This window comes from Amycolatopsis sp. NPDC023774 (genome assembly GCF_040639695.1).
Taxonomy (GTDB): Bacteria; Actinomycetota; Actinomycetes; order Mycobacteriales; family Pseudonocardiaceae; genus Amycolatopsis.
Genome location: NZ_JBFAAJ010000031.1, coordinates 35473 through 51219, shown reverse-complemented (window position 1 = coordinate 51219; position 15747 = coordinate 35473). Strand labels below are relative to the sequence as shown.

The following is a 15747-nucleotide window of genomic DNA, read 5'->3' as shown; positions in this document are numbered from 1 at the left end:
CAGGTCGAAAGCGAGCTCGAGGTGCCGGAGCGCGGCCGTCGTGCCACGACTCTCGGTCAGATCCTGAGCCCACGCTGCCTCACTGTGCCGGAAAAGGCTCCTCGCTGCCTCGGCGAAGACCGAGTCGGACGCCACTCATTCGTGATCGCACCCGCCGATGCCACTGCCGACTCCGGGTGGTCGGCGGCCATCGCCTGGCCCAGCTCACCTAGTGTCCCGGAGTTCTTCGTCGGAGATCTCGTCCGCGCGGGGGGCACCGGTGAAAAACAGGCCCCCAGCGCGCCATTGCGCTGGGGGGCCTGCGAATCGGGGGCCTGGAGAAGCGGGGATCAGACCACTGCGAGCGGCAACGCCGTCGGGTGCACCGGCGCCGGCAGGTCCGAGTCGCCCATCAGGAACGCGTCCACGGCGTTGGCCACGGACCGGCCCTCGGCAATGGCCCACACCACCAGCGACGCGCCGCGGTGGGCGTCGCCGCAGACGAACACGCCCGGCGTCCCCGTCTGCCAGTCGGCGCCGCACGACAACGTGCCGCGCCGCGTCAGGGAAAGACCGAGACCGTCGAGCAGCGGCATCTGCTCCACGCCCTCGAAGCCGATCGCCAGCAGCACCAGGTCGGCCGGCAGCACCTCGACCTCGTCGTTGGTCGGCACGACCTCGCGCCGGCCCGTCTCCGGGTCCTTCACCACACGGACCTGCTGCAGCTCCAGCGCCTTCACGTTCCCGGCACCGTCGTCGACGAACCGCTTCACGGCCACGGCGAACTTGCGCTCGCCGGCCTCCTCGTGCGCCGGATAGGTGCGCAGGATGTAGGGCCACGTGGGCCACGGCGAGCGGCCGTCGTCACGGCTCGTCGGCGGCACGGGGTACTGGTCCAGCTGCGTCACCGACAGCGCGCCCTGGCGGGTGGCGGTGCCGTAGGAGTCGGCGCCGGTGTCGCCACCGCCGATCACGACCACGTGCTTGCCGGCCGCGTCGATCAGCGGCGGGCCGTCGCCCTCCACGAACCGGTTGGCGGGCACGAGGTGCTCCATGGCGAGGTGGATTCCGCGCAGCTCGCGGCCCGGCGTTGTCCGGTCGTCGCGGCCGCGCAGCGCGCCCACGGCGAGCACCACGGCGTCGTACTGCTCGCGCAGGTCCTCCACCGTGAGGTCCACGCCGACCTCGCAGCCGGTGACGAACTGCGTGCCTTCCTTGCGCAGCTGCGCGAGGCGCCGGTCGAGGACCTTCTTCTCCATCTTGAACTCGGGAATGCCGTAGCGCAGCAGGCCGCCGAGGCGGTCGTCGCGCTCGAACACCGTGACCTCGTGGCCCGCGCGGGTGAGCTGCTGCGCGGCGGCGAGGCCGGCCGGCCCGGAGCCGACCACGGCGACGCGGCGGCCCGAGGACACTTCGGACACCTGCGGCTGCACATACCCGGCTTCCCACGACTGGTCGGCGATCGTCGCCTCCACCCGCTTGATGGCCACCGGCCCGCCCGACAGCGGCGAGATCGACAGCACGCAGCCGGCCTCGCACGGCGCCGGGCACAGCTTCCCGGTGAACTCGGGGAAGTTGTTGGTGGCGTGCAGCCGGTCGCTCGCCGCGGCCCAGTCGCCGCGCCGGACGAGGTCGTTCCACTCCGGGATCAGGTTGCCGAGCGGGCAACCCGAGCCGCCGGAGTGGCAGAACGGGATGCCGCAGTCCATGCAGCGCGAGGCCTGCGTGCGCACGGTCTCGTTGCGCTCGCTCGGCTCCACGTCGGCGTAGACCTCACCCCAGGAGGCGAGACGGTCCTCTTTGGACTTCTTCTTCGGCTCTTCGCGCCGGTACTTCATGAAACCCGTCGGGTCAGCCACGAGCGGCCTCCATGATCGCTTCGTCGACGTCGCGGCCGGCGGCACGAGCTGCCGTGGCCGCGTCGAGGACCCGCTGGTAGTCGCGCGGCATCACCTTGGTGAAGGCCACCGAGCGCCGCGTCCAGTCGCCGAGGAGCGACGCGGCCACCGTCGAGCGGGTCAGGTCGTAGTGCTGCTGGACGATCTGCTTGAGCCACGCCAGGTCCTCGGAACCCGGCGCGGACAGATCCACCATGTCACCGTTGACCTTGGCGCGATCGAGGTCGAGCACGTAGGCGGTGCCGCCCGACATGCCGGCCGCGAGGTTGCGGCCCGTCGGGCCGAGCACCACGGCGTGGCCGCCGGTCATGTACTCGAAGGCGTGGTCGCCGACGCCCTCGGCGACGACCGTGGCCCCGGAGTTGCGCACGCAGAAGCGCTCACCCACCTGGCCCCGCAGGAACATCTCGCCGGCCGTGGCGCCGTACGCGAGCGTGTTGCCCGCGATCGTCTGGCGTTCGGCGGCGAAGATCGCTTCCGGGTCGGGGCGCACGATGATGCGGCCGCCCGAGAGGCCCTTGCCGACGTAGTCGTTGGCGTCGCCGACCATGTCGAGCGTGATGCCACGCGGCAGGAACGCGCCCAGCGACTGCCCGGCCGAACCGGTCAGCAGCACGTGGATCGTGTCCTCGGGCAGGCCCTCACCGCCGTAGCGGCGGGTGATCTCCGCGCCCAGCAGCGTGCCGACGGTGCGGTTCACGTTGCGCACCGGCAGCTCCAGGCGCACCGGGTGCGCGTCTTCCAGCGCCGCCTCGGCGAGCTGGATGAGCGTGCGGTCCAGAGCGTGCTCGAGGCCGTGGTCCTGCGCCCGCACGCGCCGCTTCGCCCCGCCGTACGGGGTCTCGGCCGGCACCTCGAAGATCGGCCTCAGATCGAGCCCGGCCGCCTTCCAGTGTGCCTGCGCCTCGGCGGTGTCGAGCATCTCGGCGTGCCCGATGGCCTCGTCGAGCGTGCGGAAACCCAGCTGCGCCAGCGTTTCCCGCACCTCCTCGGCCACGAACTCGAAGAACTTCACGACGTGCTCGACCTGGCCGGTGTACCGCTTGCGCAGCTCGGGGCTCTGCGTCGCGACGCCGACCGGGCAGGTGTCGAGGTGGCACACGCGCATCATCACGCAGCCCGCGACGACGAGGGGGGCCGTCGCGAAGCCGTACTCCTCGGCGCCGAGCAGCGCCGCGATCACCACGTCGCGCCCGGTCTTCATGGCGCCGTCGACCTGCACCGTGATGCGGTCGCGCAAACCGTTGAGCAGCAACGTCTGCTGGGTCTCGGCGAGGCCGATCTCCCACGGGGTGCCGGCGTGCTTGAGCGAGTTCATCGGCGAGGCGCCGGTGCCGCCGTCGTGCCCGGAGATGAGCACCACGTCGGCGTGGGCTTTGGAAACGCCGGCCGCGACCGTGCCGACCCCGAGCGAGGACACCAGCTTCACGTGGACGCGGGCCTGGTCGTTGGCGTTCTTGAGGTCGTGGATCAGCTGCGCCAGGTCTTCGATCGAGTAGATGTCGTGGTGCGGCGGCGGCGAGATCAGCCCGACGCCCGGCGTCGAGTGCCGCGTGCGCGCGATCCACGGGTACACCTTGTTCGGCGGCAACTGACCGCCTTCGCCGGGCTTCGCGCCCTGGGCCATCTTGATCTGGATGTCGGAAGCGTTGACCAGGTACTCGCTCGTGACGCCGAACCGTCCACTCGCGACCTGCTTGATCGCGCTGCGCCGCTCGGGGTCGTACAGGCGCTCCGGGTCCTCGCCGCCCTCACCGGTGTTGGAGCGGCCGCCGATGCGGTTCATCGCGATGGCGAGCGTCTCGTGGGCCTCGGCCGAGATCGAGCCGTAGGACATGGCGCCGGTGTTGAAGCGCTTGAGGATCGCCGACGCGGGCTCCACCTCGTCGAGCGGCACGGGTTCACGCACGCTGTCGCGGAACTTGAACAGCCCGCGCAGCGCGCCGCCCTCGCGGTAGAGGCGGTGCACCTCTTCGGTGTACTTGCGGTAGACCTCTTCGCGGCCGGTCTTCGACGCGTGCTGCAGCAGGAACACCGTCTCCGGTGTGAACAGGTGCAGCTCGCCTTCGCGGCGGTAGGCGTACTCGCCGCCGGTGTCGAGTCCACGGTGGACGCGGTCGGTCGGGTTGTCCGGGTAGGCACGGCGGTGGCGCACCGCGACCTCCTCGGCCAGCACGTCGAGGCCCACGCCGCCGAGCTTCGACGACGTGCCGGTGAAGTACTCGTCGAGCAGGTCCTGGCTCAGGCCGAGCGACTCGAACACCTGCGCCGCCGTGTACGCGCCGACGGTGGAGATGCCCATCTTCGACATGATCTTCAGGACGCCCTTCACGAGCGCCTGCACGTAGTTGCGGATCGCCTTGGCCGGCTCGATCCCCGTGACCGCGCCCTGCGCGATCATGTCCTCGATCGTCTCGAACGCGAGGTAGGGGTTCACCGCGGCGGCGCCGTAGCCCAGGAGCACGGCGATGTGGTGCACCTCGCGCGCGTCGCCGGTCTCCACGACGAGCGCGACACGCAGGCGTTCCTTGGTGCGCACCAGGTGGTGGTGCACCGCGGAGACGAGTAGCAGCGACGGGATCGGCGCCATGCGGTGGTCGGAGTCGCGGTCGGACAGCACGAGCGTGCGCGCGCCGGCTGCGATCGCCTCCGACGCTTCCCGGCGTACTCGTTCGATCGCGGCGGCCAGCGCCTCGGCGCCGCCGTCCACTTCGTACAGTCCGGAAAGGACACTGCACGCGAAGCCCGGCAGGTCGCCGTCGTCGTTGATGTGGATGAGCTTCGCGAGCTCGTCGTTGTCGATGACGGGGTACGGCAGGTTCAGGTGCCGGCACGACGCGGGGCCGGGCGCGAGCAGGTTGCGCTCCGGGCCCATGATACGGGACATCGAGGTCACGAGCTCTTCGCGGATCGCGTCGAGCGGCGGGTTGGTGACCTGCGCGAAGTTCTGCTTGAAGTACTCATACAGCAGCCGCGATCGCTTCGACAGCGCGGCGACCGGGGTGTCGGTGCCCATCGAACCGAGTGGCTCGGCGCCCTTGGCGGCCATCGGCGCGAGCAGGATCTTGAGCTCTTCCTCGGTGTAGCCGAAGGCGAGCTGGCGGCGCAGCACGGAGTCGTGGCTCTGCACCACGTGGTCGCGGTCGGGCAGGTCTGCGAGCTTCAGCAGCCCGGCGTGCAGCCAGCCCTCGTAGGGTTGTTCCGCGGCCAGCGCCGACTTCACCTCGTCGTCGGAGACGATGCGGCCGGCCTCGGTGTCCACCAGGAACATGCGGCCCGGCTTGAGGCGCCCCTTCGCCACGACGTCGCCGGGGGCCACGTCGAGCACACCGGCCTCACTGGCGAGGACCACGCGGCCGTCGGCCGTCTGCCACCATCGCGCGGGGCGCAGGCCGTTGCGGTCGAGGACCGCGCCGACGAGCGTGCCGTCGGTGAACGTGACGCAGGCCGGGCCGTCCCACGGCTCGATCAGGCTCGCGTGGAACTGGTAGAACGCGCGCCGCGCCGGATCCATGGTGGCGTGGTTCTCCCACGCCTCCGGGATCATCATCAGCACCGCGTGCGGCAGTGACCGGCCACCGAGGTGCAGCAGCTCCAGCACCTCGTCGAACGACGCCGAATCCGACGCGTCCGGCGAGCAGATCGGGTACAGCCGCGTGAGGTCACCCGGGATCAGGTCGGACTCCAGCAGCGCCTCGCGGGCGCGCATGCGGTTGCGGTTGCCGCGCACGGTGTTGATCTCGCCGTTGTGCGCCACGAACCGAAACGGGTGCGCGAGCGGCCACGACGGGAACGTGTTGGTGGAGAACCGCGAGTGCACCAGCGCGATCGCGCTCTCGAGCCGCTCGTCGGTGAGATCGGTGAAAAACGCGGGCAGCTGCGCGGTGGTGAGCATGCCTTTGTAGACGATCGTGCGCGCCGACAGCGACGGGAAGTACGTGCCGCAGCCCGAGGCCGCGCTCTCGTGCTCCACGCGCTTGCGCAGGCAGAAGACCAGCCGTTCGAGCTCCAGCCCGGCTTCGCCGCCCGGCGACGCGACGAACAGCATGGCGAAGTGCGGCATCACCGAACGCGCCGTGGGACCGATTCCGGCCCGGTCCACGTCGACGGGGACCTCGCGCCAGCCGAGGACGTCGAGGCCCTCTTCGGCGGCGACGCGTTCGGCCAGCTCGACGGCCTTGCGGCGCTGCTCGGCCTCGCCGGGCAGGAACGCGATACCTGCGGCGTAGGCGCCCGCGGCGGGCAGGGCGAACCCGGCTTCGGCGCGCAACAGCTGGTCGGGCAGTTGCAGCAGGATGCCCGCCCCGTCACCACTCGTGGGTTCGGCGCCCGCGGCGCCGCGGTGCTCGAGGTTCGCCAGCGCGGTCAGCCCGTCGGCGACGATGCCGTGGGAGCGGCGCCCCTGGATGTCGGCCACCATGGCCACACCGCAGGAGTCCAGCTCGGTCGCCGGGTCGTAGAGACCCTGCTTGCCGGGAATGGCGGAGAAGATCATGGAAAAGGGACCTCCTTCGTCGTCTTCGTGCGAGGCCGGCGGACCGGCCGTGGGGAGCGCACGGGACGACGATGGCCCGCTTGTTAGCGCGACTTTAACACCTGGGAAACACCGGAGCAGCACCTCAGAGCGCCCCGGACAGCGGTGAACGGTAACGATCTGGCTGCGCGGAACGACACAGTTCTTGATGGCACCCAGGTTGTTCGCTTAGCTAACTATCGGATCTGGGCGGATGTCGTCAAGTGTAACCGCGTTTTTACGCATCCGTCCCGGCACGGCCGTTTCCGGCGGTTTTCCTGGGGTCTTCGCGGCGCCGGTCGGGCCTGCGCGACCACCTGTGTGACTGATGCCGCTCGCCGGTGGAACGTGTTAGCGTCCGCCCCATGATCCTCGATCGGTTCCGCGTCACGGGCCGGGTCGCGGTGGTCACCGGCGCCGGTCGCGGCATCGGCGCGGCCACCGCCGTGGCGCTCGCCGAAGCGGGTGCCGACGTGGTCATCGCCTCGCGCACCGAGTCCCAGCTGAACGAGGTGGCCGCCCGCGTGGCCGCGGCCGGGCGCCGCGCGCACGTGGTGGCGGCCGACCTGTCGGACCCGGCAGCGGCCGGCGCGCTGGCTTCGGCCGCCCTGGACGCGTTCGGGCGACTTGACATCGTCGTCAACAATGTCGGCGGCACATACCCGCGGCCGTTCGTCGAGTCGACGACGGACTTCCTCGAGGAAGCGTTCCGGTTCAACGTCGCGACGGCTCACGCGCTGACCGTCGCCGCGACCCCGGCGCTGCTCGACAGCGGCGGCGCGGTGGTCAACATCTCGTCGATCATGGGCCGCGTGCAGGGCCGCGGCTTTCTCGCCTACGGCACGGCGAAGGCCGCGCTGTCGCACTACACGCGGCTGGCCGCCGTGGACCTCGCGCCGAAGGTGCGCGTGAACGCGATCAGCGTCGGCTCGGTGCTCACGTCGGCATTGGAACTGGTGGCGGGCAACGAAGAGATCCGCGTGAAGATGGAGAGCGCGACCCCGCTTCAGCGCATCGGTTCCGCGGAGGACGTGGCTTCGGCGGTGCTGTACCTGGCTTCGCCGGCCGGCGCGTACGTGACGGGCAAGGTGCTCGAAGTGGACGGTGGGCTCCAGGCACCGAACCTCGAGCTCGGGCTGCCGGACCTCTGACCGTCCTTTGTAGATCTTTGCCTGATTTGACCTCTTTGCCGGGTTGCCGTTTTCGAACCGGTGGATTTCCCCAAACACCCCACGCTGGGTGATCACTTCCTGCCATAGTGTCCGTCGACCGGCGATCACGGGGAGGGAATCGGTGTCGGACTTCGACGTACACACCGACGTCATGCGCGAGTACGCGGACGTCGTCGACGGGCTGCACGCCCAGGTCGGCAAGATCAGGGACTACATGCGCACGACCGCGTGCGACACCTCGGGCTTCACCGGCCTGTTCGCGCTGCTGCGCCCCGTCGTCGACCTCGTGGGCAACCTCTACGGCAGCACCCTCGACTTCGGCGACAACCGGCTCACCTCGCTGAGCCAGGGCGTCCGCTCCGCCGCCGACTCCTACGACCACCACGACGGCCAGGTCGCCGCGATCCTCAAGGAGTTCGGCATCGCGATCGACGAGGTCGGCACGCCCGCGAAGTGAACCCACCACTGACTCCGACCACCACTGAGGGGGAACGACATGGCCAGGCACAGCCACCCGGGCGGGTCCGGCGGAACGACGCACCACACGCCGACGCACCCTGCCCCGCCCCGGCAAGGGCACCCGAACACACCGCCGCAGCACCCGAACACGCCGCCGAACCGGCCGGGTTCTCCGCCGCAGCAGGGCAACCCGGGCACCCCGGCCGGAGGACACAGTGGCTCACCTCAACCACACGGTGGCGAGGACGGTCCTCGCGCCGCTCCCGGAGGCAACGGGCCGTGGCCGCCTAACGGTCCGGGTGGGCACGGGGCCGGCGGTCAGCCTCCGGAGCCACCCGACGACCACGATGATGACGACGAGGAAAAGCCCAAAAAGAAAAAAGAAGGGGACGAGGACGAGGACTCGGACGACTCGGATGACGGTGGCGATTCGCCCGCGTCGTCCGGAGGGGATCCCGGCGCCGCGCCGACAACGTCGCCGAGCGGGTTCGACGAGGGCAGCTCGATCAGCGAGCAGCTGCAGCCGCCCGAGGACACGTCCGGAGAGGACATCCAGGACCTCGTCAAGGAGGCCGGCGTCGAGGTCATGGCCGTCGAGTGGATCTTCCAGCAGCTGACGGGCCAGACGCTCACGCAGATGTTCATCGAGCCGATCACGGGCGACTTCTCGAAGATCTCGGCCGACGCCGAGGCGTGGCGCAACATCGCCGAGGCGATGAAGGCGTTCTCGACCGTGATGGTGAGCAACGAGAAGATCCTCGGCGAGAGCTGGTCGGGCCCGGCGTCGCTGGCGCACAAGGCGTATGTGGACCTCGGGTGGCGCGCGGGGCTGGCCGCGGAGGCCGGGATCGCGGAGCTGATCGCCAAGGGGTTCGAGCTGCTCTCGGACACGTCGCAGAAGCTGGCGGCCAAGGCCCTCGACCTGTTGAAGAGCCTGATCGACCGGCTGCTGGTGATGGCGGCCGAGGCGTGCGTGCCGATCGCGGGGTGGATCGCCGACGCGATCACCGGGCTGTCGGAGATCCTGCCGCTCATCAACGCGCTGATCTCGATCATCGACATGATCAAGGACATCGTGCAGAAGGTCGGTGACCTGTGGAACTCGGTGAAGGACATCGGGTCGCAGCTGGCGAAGATCAAGGACGTCGGCAGCATCTCCGACGTGATCGACATCGGCAAGGGCATCGCGGGCGACGTCGGCGACATCAAGGACAACGCCTCCGACATCGCCGGCGACGTGGGTGACATCAAGGACTCGGTGAAGGACGGCGTGAAAGAGACGCGCGAGAACCACCAGGACAACAAGGACCACTGGGACAGCCGCCGCGGCCGCACGCCCGCGCACTCGGGCAGCGGCCGGATCAGCGGCCGCATCGACGACTGAGAGGACCCGCCGTCATGTCACGTCCCACCCCCGCGCAGGACGCGTGGAAGACGCCGGAGATCCGCGAGGCGGAATCGGCGCTCGACAGCACCGTGAGCAAGTCGCGGCAGCTGCTGAAGGACCTCGAGAAGATCCGCCTGAAGCCGTTGCCGCAGACCGACACTCCCGAGCGCATCGAGGCGCTCAAGACTGCCGCCTCCAAGCCCGACGCCCCGGCCGCGCTGCGTCTGGTCAAACGCAAGGTCGACGCCGGCGAGCTGACGTGGAAGGACGTCGCGTCCGGGAAGGCCTTCGCCGATCCCGAGGTGCGCGCCCTGGCCGACGCCAAGCTCGGCGACGCGAAGGACATGTACGAGGAGATGCGCGAGGGTCTGTCGCCCGAGGAGGTGCTCGAAGCCCGCACCGGCTCGCGCGACTTCCTCGCCGACTCGAACCGCTCGACCTACCCGGCCGCCGCGCAGGAGCCGAAGGGCTTCTCGACGGACGACCCGCTGGCGAGCAGCACCTCACCGTCGCACCCGGCTCCGCCGCCACCTGGCCGCCACAGCGCTCCCCCACCGGACGACGACTTCGCCGACCCGCTGGCCGACCGCAAGCCGACGGCACCGCCCGCGCCTTCGCCGCCTTCGCCCGAGCCGGACCACGGCCGGCACGCCGCGCCCCGGCAGGAAGACCCGCGTCTGCGCTTCACCACCCCGGACGACGACGAGTTCACCAACCCCCTCGCCGACCGCGGCACCCCGAAGCGCCAGGACCCGCCCTCCCCGCGTCGCCCCCGCGGCGAAGACCGCTCCGACGGAGACGACGACTACTTCGGCGGCTCCCCGCTCGGCTGAGCCCGGCTCGTGGGTGGTGGTGCCGGTGCTCACCCGGCACCACCACGCACGAGCGCCGGGAATCCGAGCCGCGAGCCCGCGAGAGCGGCCTTGGACCGGCCGCCACACACCGGGCCCGCAACGCGGGGGACCTGCCTCCCGCAGCGCCGCACGCGGGACTTCCGCGCCTGGCACCGCCAACACCCGAAGCTCACCTCCGACCGGCCACCGCATCGGGCCCGCAACGCTCGATACCAGCTCCCGGCGCCCAGCCCGGCGCGCGCGGCCGACGGCGAGTGCCCGAACCCGCAACGCACGAGGTCCGACCCGCCTCAGGTTGGGACCTCAGCCGAGCAAGTGCTGAGAAGAGCCGCGCTCGACCAGCCGGCGCAACCCCCGAAGCTCACCTCCGACCGGCCACCGCATCGGGCCCGCAACGCTCGATACCAGCTCCCGGCGCGCGCGGCCGACGGCGAGTGCCCGAACTCGCAACGCACGAGGTCCCCGGCTCGACTTCGGGCCGGGGACCTCGTGCGTGGTGAAAAAACCGGGTCAGGACTTCTCAGGCTTGTCCGAGTCCGGGCCGGAGGAACCGGCGTCCACGGTGATCTCGTCGCGGGCCTCCGCCTCGGGGCCGCCGTCGGGCGAATCGGCCTCCGACGAACCAGGGGCGGAGTCCGACGAAGACGAGCCCAGGTCCGGGGACTCCGCCACCGCGTCCCGCTCGTCACCCCGGCTGCGCAGCGTTTCCGGCAGCTCGCGAGGACCACGTTTCTTGGCCACGATCATGTAGATCACCGCACCGAGGAAGACCAGGATCGAGGTCCAGACGTTGACGCGCAGGCCCAGGATGTGGTTCGCGGTGTCGGTGCGCATGAACTCGATCCAGCAGCGGCCGAGGGTGTAGCCGGCCACGTACAGGGCGAACGCGCGGCCGTGGCCGAGCTTGAAACGGCGGTCGGCCCACACCACGACCAGGGCGACGAGCAGGTTCCAGATCAGCTCGTACAGGAAGGTCGGGTGCACGGGGCTGTCCGGCAGCGGGATGTGGCCGGTGGCGATGCCGGTGAGCTCGTTGGGCAGCCCGGTCGTCGGGTCGATGCGCTGGTAGATCTCCAGGCCCCACGGCAGGTCGGTGTGCGCGCCGTAGAGCTCCTGGTTGAAGTAGTTGCCGATGCGGCCGATGGCCTGCGCCGTGACGATGCCGGGCGCGATCGCGTCGGCCAGCGCCGGGAGCGGGATGCCCTTGCGGCGGCAGGCGATCAGGGCGCCGACACCACCGAGGGCGATGGCGCCCCAGATGCCGAGGCCGCCGTCCCAGATGGCGAAGGCGTTCCACGGGTTCTTGCCGGCGGTGAAGTACAGCTCGGGATCGGTGATCACGTGATAGAGGCGGCCGCCCACGAGCCCGAACGGCACGGCGAACACCGCGATGTCGATCACGGTCCCCTTGGTGCCCCCGCGCGCGGCCCACCTGCGCTCTCCCCACCAGATCGCCACGATGATGCCGGCGATGATGCACAGTGCGTAGGCACGGATCGGGATGAACCCCAGGTGCCACACACCGCGGTCGGGGCTCGGGATCGTGGCCAGGAAGGCTGCCGAGGCGGAATACACGCGGTCACCGTAGCGCGTCAAGGCTCCGGTGTGGTGAGGGAGCTGCCGAAGGGTTCGTGAAGGACCGGTCACGGTCCGGTCGCGACGGTGACTACTCGTAGCCGCCCGGCTGCAGAGCGGCGAGGTACCCGGCGATCAGTGCCCGTGCCACCTGGCCGACGGCGGCGTCCTCCGGCAGGAACACCTCGTCGTGCAGGCTGGGCGCGCCCGCGGTGTCGCCGAGGCCGACGAACAGCATCAGCCCGCGCGTGCCGGTGCCGCAGTAGTGGGCGAAGTCGTCGGCGCCGAAGGAGCGGAAGTCCACGTCGACGTCGGCGCCGCCGTCGAGCAGCCACGTCTGGGCGGCCGTCGCCAGCGCCGGGTCGTTGACCAGCACGGGCTCGCACGGGCTGATCTGCACGTCGGCGGTGCAGCCGTACGCGCGGGCGGTGGAGTGCACGATCTCGGCCAGCACGTCCAGCGCGTGCGCGCGGTCGGTCGCGCGCATGAGCCGCAGCGAGCCGAGCGCGGTCGCGGTGTTGGGGACGATGTTGGCGGCCGTGCCGGCGTGGATGCGCCCGATCGTGCAGACGGCGCCATGCACAGGGTCGATCCGGCGGCTCGCGACCTGCTGCAGGCTCACCACGAGCTGGCTCAGCGCCAGCACCGGGTCGCGCACGAGGTGCGGGTAACCCGCGTGGCCGCCCTGGCCGTGGAGCACGATCTCGAACTCGTCGGTCGACGCGTTCACCGGACCGGGCGCGGCGGAGACGACGTTGTGCGACAGCCGCGGCTGCACGTGGGCGCCGATGACGGTGTCCACGCCGAGTTCCTCCAGCGCCCCCGACTCGACGATGTCCAGCGCGCCCGAAGGCGCCGTCTCCTCGCGCGGCTGCAGCACCGCGACCAGCCGCCGCGGCAGGCCCACGCGCTGCGCCGCCCGGCAGACGGCGACCAGCGAGGCCAGGTGCACGTCGTGGCCGCACGCGTGCATCAGCCCGGAGCCCGAAGCCCACGCCGCACCCGTGCGCTCGACGATCGGCAACGCGTCCATCTCCGCGCGCAGCGCGACGGCGGGGCCGGGGTGCTCGCCGGGCAGCTCGACCAGGCGTCCCGTCTTGGCGACGCGCACGCCTTCGCCGGCGCCCAGCGCGGCGGCGACCACGCGGGCGGTGTCCTCCTCGTCGCCGGACGCGCGCGGGTCGGCGTGCAGCCGGTGGCGCAGCTCGACGGCATTCGGCAGCTCGTCGGCGAGGGCGGCACGCCAGCGCGCGGCCAGGTCGGTCATCAGGGCTCCAGGCGGTAGATCCGGGTGGCGTTCTCGTGGCCGGCGAGGCGCACGAGGCGCTGCGCGTCCACTTCGGACAGTGCGTCGGCCGCCAGAGCGGACCGCAGGAAGTCGGAAAGCCCTTGGCGGAACAGGGCTGTGCCGAGGTGGTAGAGCTCCGCGAGGCCGAACGCGTCGGTGGAGAACAGCAGCTTGCCGAACGGCACGAGCTCCAGCGTCTCGGCCAGGATCGCCGGGGCGCGCAAGCCGGCGTTGTGCGTGATGAGGCCCGTGTCCACGAAGACGTGCTCGAAGACCTGCGCGAGGTAGGCGGCGTTGCGGTGGAACGGGTAGTTGTGCAGCAGCAGGATCGGCACGCCCGTCCCGCGCGTGGCGCGCAGGAACCCGGTCAGCAGCAAGGGATCGCAGCGGTGCAGGTCCACGTCGGAGTCGCCGTAGCCCACGTGGAACTGCACGGGCAGCCCGAGGTCGAGGCCCGCCCACACGAGGTGGCGGTGCAGCACCTCGTCGGCCAGACGCAGCCCCAGCCCGGCCCCGACGCGCGAGAGCCACCGCCCGGCCGCGTCGACCACCTCCACGGCGTCGGGCCGCTCACCCGACAGCTCCAGGCCCACCCGGTACGCGGCGATCGACTTCACCCCGACCGAATACTTCGCCCGTTTTTCCAGCTCCGCCCCGAAGGCCTCCGCGAACCGGCCCGCGGTTGTGCCGGCCCGAACCACGTCTTCGGCGACCTGCTCGAGCCGGACCACGTCGTGCGCGCGGGCTCCGGCGAGACCGGCGAACTCGGCGGCACCGGTGAGCTCGCCGGGCTGGAAACCGCCGTCGAGCAGGAAGTCGGTGGTCCCCGTGCCGCGCAGGAACCGGCGGTTGACCTCCCCGGCCCCCAGCTCGGCGCGCCGCGCGAGGTATTCGTCGGCCGGCGCGTGCTTCGGCAGGTCGAGCACCGGCGCACACCGCTCGCGCACGGCGAGCCCGATGAGCGAGTCGAACAGCGACGTCCCCAGCGGCGACACCGCGTCGGCCTCCGTGAGCATCCGCTCGAAGCCCTCGCGCTGGAGTTTGCCGGTCACCACACCGTGACAGTGGTGATCGACCAGCGGCGCCTCGGCGACGAAGTCCAGCACCTCGCTCATCGGCCTCCTTCGCTGACGCCCAGCCGTTCCCCCACCCTACGGGCGAAACCTGGCGCTGCGAGAACCAAGACCACGGCCAGCACGAGGACCGCGCCCGCCGCGACGGGGAACCAGCGGGCCGGTCCCTCGGTCGGGTAGGGCACGACGTTGACGTAGACCGTGTAGCCCAGCAGCGCGAGCGCGCCGAGCGGGAAGATCAGGTGCCACCACGGGACATGCATGCGGCGGCGCACGAAGAGCAACAGGATGGCGCCGAGGGTGGTCAGCAGGTAGATGACCAAGAGGATCAAGGTGCCGATGGATCCCGACCAGGCGAAGGTATCCGCCGCCGTCGCGCCGAAGAAGACGGCGCACACCACGATGATCAGCGCGGCCGCCGCGGCGACGGCGGTGACGGCGGTGACCGGCGTGCCCTTCGGGGACGTGCGGCCGATGCCGCGGCCGTCGAAGGCGTCGCGGCCCAGGGCGAACAGCAGGCGCGAGCCGCCGACCACGCAGGCGAGGCAGCAGCCGAACGCGCTGATCGCCGCGCCCACGCTGATGACGTCGCCGGCCCACGAGCCGACGAACGTGCTGCCCAGGTCGCCGAGCAGCGAGGGCGAGTCGTGGAAGGCCTGGGCGTCGGAGCGGAACGCCATCATCTCCACGGCCGTCACGATCACGAAGAAGGCGCCGCCGAAGAGGGCCGTGCCGAGGATGGCGCGCGGGATGTTGCGGCGCGGGTCGCGGGTCTCCTCGCCGAGCGTCGCGGCGGCTTCGAAACCGGCGAAGGACAGGAAGCCGAACACCGCGCCGAGGAACACCCCGGACAGGCCGATGTCCGGGGTGAAGGTGAACACCGACATCGTGAAGTGGGCGTCGCCGGGGGCGTTGCCGGCGATCAGGCGGACCAGGATCACGGCGGTGACCAGGAGGATCACCGCGATCGTGGCGCCTTCCACGGCGAGCAGCGTCGACGTGCCGCGGCGCGCGGGCGCCACCGCCAGCAGCCAGCTGCCGACGAGCGCGACGCCCGTGAGCACGAACGGCCCCCACCACGGCGGATTCGGCCAGATCCCCACCTGCGTGAGGAACGCGGTGCCGAGCGTGCCCGCGGCGGAACTCGTGACCACGGCGTAGAAAGTGTACGTGCCGAGCAGCCCGATGCCGGACACGACGCCGGCGCGCGGGCCGAGCGTCGCGCCGACGAACGCGTAGACCGAGCCCGCGTGGTGGTAGTGCTGGCAGAGGCGGACGAAGCCGTATGCGACCAGCAGCACGCCGGCGGCCGAGAGCAGGAAGGCCAGCGGCACGGCGCGCCCGGCGGCGGCCGCCGTCTGCTGGGGGTTGATGTTGGCGGCCATGCTCGGCGCCATCAGCGCCACGGACAGGCCCACGGCCTGCCACACGGAGAGGGTGCGCCGCAGCGCTGGACGGGTTTCGACGATGTCTGACACGATGCGCTCCTTCGTCCGGAGGCAGCAGGTGGTTCCACGGCCGGCGAGGACGACGGCGTGAAGTAAACAGT

10 protein-coding genes are annotated in these 15747 nt (G+C 71.1%); 4 read left to right on the top strand and 6 right to left on the bottom strand.

Going from position 1 to position 15747, the window contains the following annotated elements:
• Positions 1 to 329 precede the first annotated feature (329 nt).
• A complete protein-coding gene (locus AB0F91_RS38580; RefSeq protein WP_360605964.1) occupies positions 330 to 1838 on the bottom strand; it encodes a glutamate synthase subunit beta in 1509 nt (502 codons plus the stop codon).
• A complete protein-coding gene (gene gltB / locus AB0F91_RS38575; RefSeq protein ID WP_360605962.1) occupies positions 1831 to 6372 on the bottom strand; it encodes a glutamate synthase large subunit in 4542 nt (1513 codons plus the stop codon). Before gltB ends, AB0F91_RS38580 begins: the two co-directional genes overlap by 8 nt.
• Before the next feature lie 383 nt (positions 6373 to 6755).
• On the opposite strand from gltB, the gene AB0F91_RS38570 reads away from it, so the two are divergent.
• From AB0F91_RS38570 to AB0F91_RS38555, 4 genes are all read left to right on the top strand, one after another.
• Entirely contained in the window at positions 6756 to 7541 is a 786-nt protein-coding gene (locus AB0F91_RS38570; protein ID WP_360605960.1) for an SDR family oxidoreductase, read from the top strand.
• A gap of 142 nt (positions 7542 to 7683) precedes the next feature.
• Positions 7684 to 8019, top strand: a complete 336-nt coding sequence (locus tag AB0F91_RS38565) for a hypothetical protein (RefSeq protein ID WP_360605958.1) — start codon at positions 7684 to 7686, stop codon at positions 8017 to 8019.
• A 39-nt stretch (positions 8020 to 8058) separates the two neighbouring features.
• Entirely contained in the window at positions 8059 to 9405 is a 1347-nt protein-coding gene (locus AB0F91_RS38560) for a hypothetical protein (RefSeq protein WP_360605956.1), read from the top strand.
• Between the two features lie 14 nt (positions 9406 to 9419).
• A complete protein-coding gene (locus tag AB0F91_RS38555; RefSeq protein WP_360605954.1) occupies positions 9420 to 10241 on the top strand; it encodes a hypothetical protein in 822 nt (273 codons plus the stop codon).
• A 531-nt stretch (positions 10242 to 10772) separates the two neighbouring features.
• Here the strand turns inward: AB0F91_RS38555 and lgt are convergent.
• From lgt to AB0F91_RS38535, 4 genes are all read right to left on the bottom strand, one after another.
• Positions 10773 to 11837 carry a prolipoprotein diacylglyceryl transferase gene (lgt, locus tag AB0F91_RS38550; protein ID WP_360605952.1) on the bottom strand — a complete coding sequence of 355 codons (1065 nt, stop codon included), beginning with the start codon at positions 11835 to 11837 and terminating at the stop codon, positions 10773 to 10775.
• 91 nt (positions 11838 to 11928) lie between these two features.
• On the bottom strand, positions 11929 to 13104 hold the full coding sequence (locus AB0F91_RS38545; protein ID WP_360605950.1) for a M20 family metallopeptidase: 1176 nt from the start codon (positions 13102 to 13104) through the stop codon (positions 11929 to 11931).
• Entirely contained in the window at positions 13104 to 14240 is a 1137-nt protein-coding gene (locus AB0F91_RS38540) for an amidohydrolase family protein (RefSeq protein WP_360605948.1), read from the bottom strand. Before AB0F91_RS38540 ends, AB0F91_RS38545 begins: the two co-directional genes overlap by 1 nt.
• Positions 14237 to 15676: an APC family permease gene (locus AB0F91_RS38535; protein ID WP_360605946.1), complete on the bottom strand. Its 1440-nt coding sequence runs from the start codon at positions 15674 to 15676 to the stop codon at positions 14237 to 14239. Before AB0F91_RS38535 ends, AB0F91_RS38540 begins: the two co-directional genes overlap by 4 nt.
• Positions 15677 to 15747 lie beyond the last annotated feature (71 nt).

What these genes read in the sequence shown, in the direction of transcription:
- gltB (WP_360605962.1), bottom strand. Translation starts at nt 6,372, where the DNA reads ATGATCTTCTCCGCCATTCCCGGCAAGCAGGGTCTCTACGACCCGGCG.
- AB0F91_RS38570 (WP_360605960.1), top strand. Translation starts at nt 6,756, where the DNA reads ATGATCCTCGATCGGTTCCGCGTCACGGGCCGGGTCGCGGTGGTCACC.
- AB0F91_RS38560 (WP_360605956.1), top strand. Translation starts at nt 8,059, where the DNA reads ATGGCCAGGCACAGCCACCCGGGCGGGTCCGGCGGAACGACGCACCAC.
- AB0F91_RS38555 (WP_360605954.1), top strand. Translation starts at nt 9,420, where the DNA reads ATGTCACGTCCCACCCCCGCGCAGGACGCGTGGAAGACGCCGGAGATC.
- AB0F91_RS38545 (WP_360605950.1), bottom strand. Translation starts at nt 13,104, where the DNA reads ATGACCGACCTGGCCGCGCGCTGGCGTGCCGCCCTCGCCGACGAGCTG.
- AB0F91_RS38540 (WP_360605948.1), bottom strand. Translation starts at nt 14,240, where the DNA reads ATGAGCGAGGTGCTGGACTTCGTCGCCGAGGCGCCGCTGGTCGATCAC.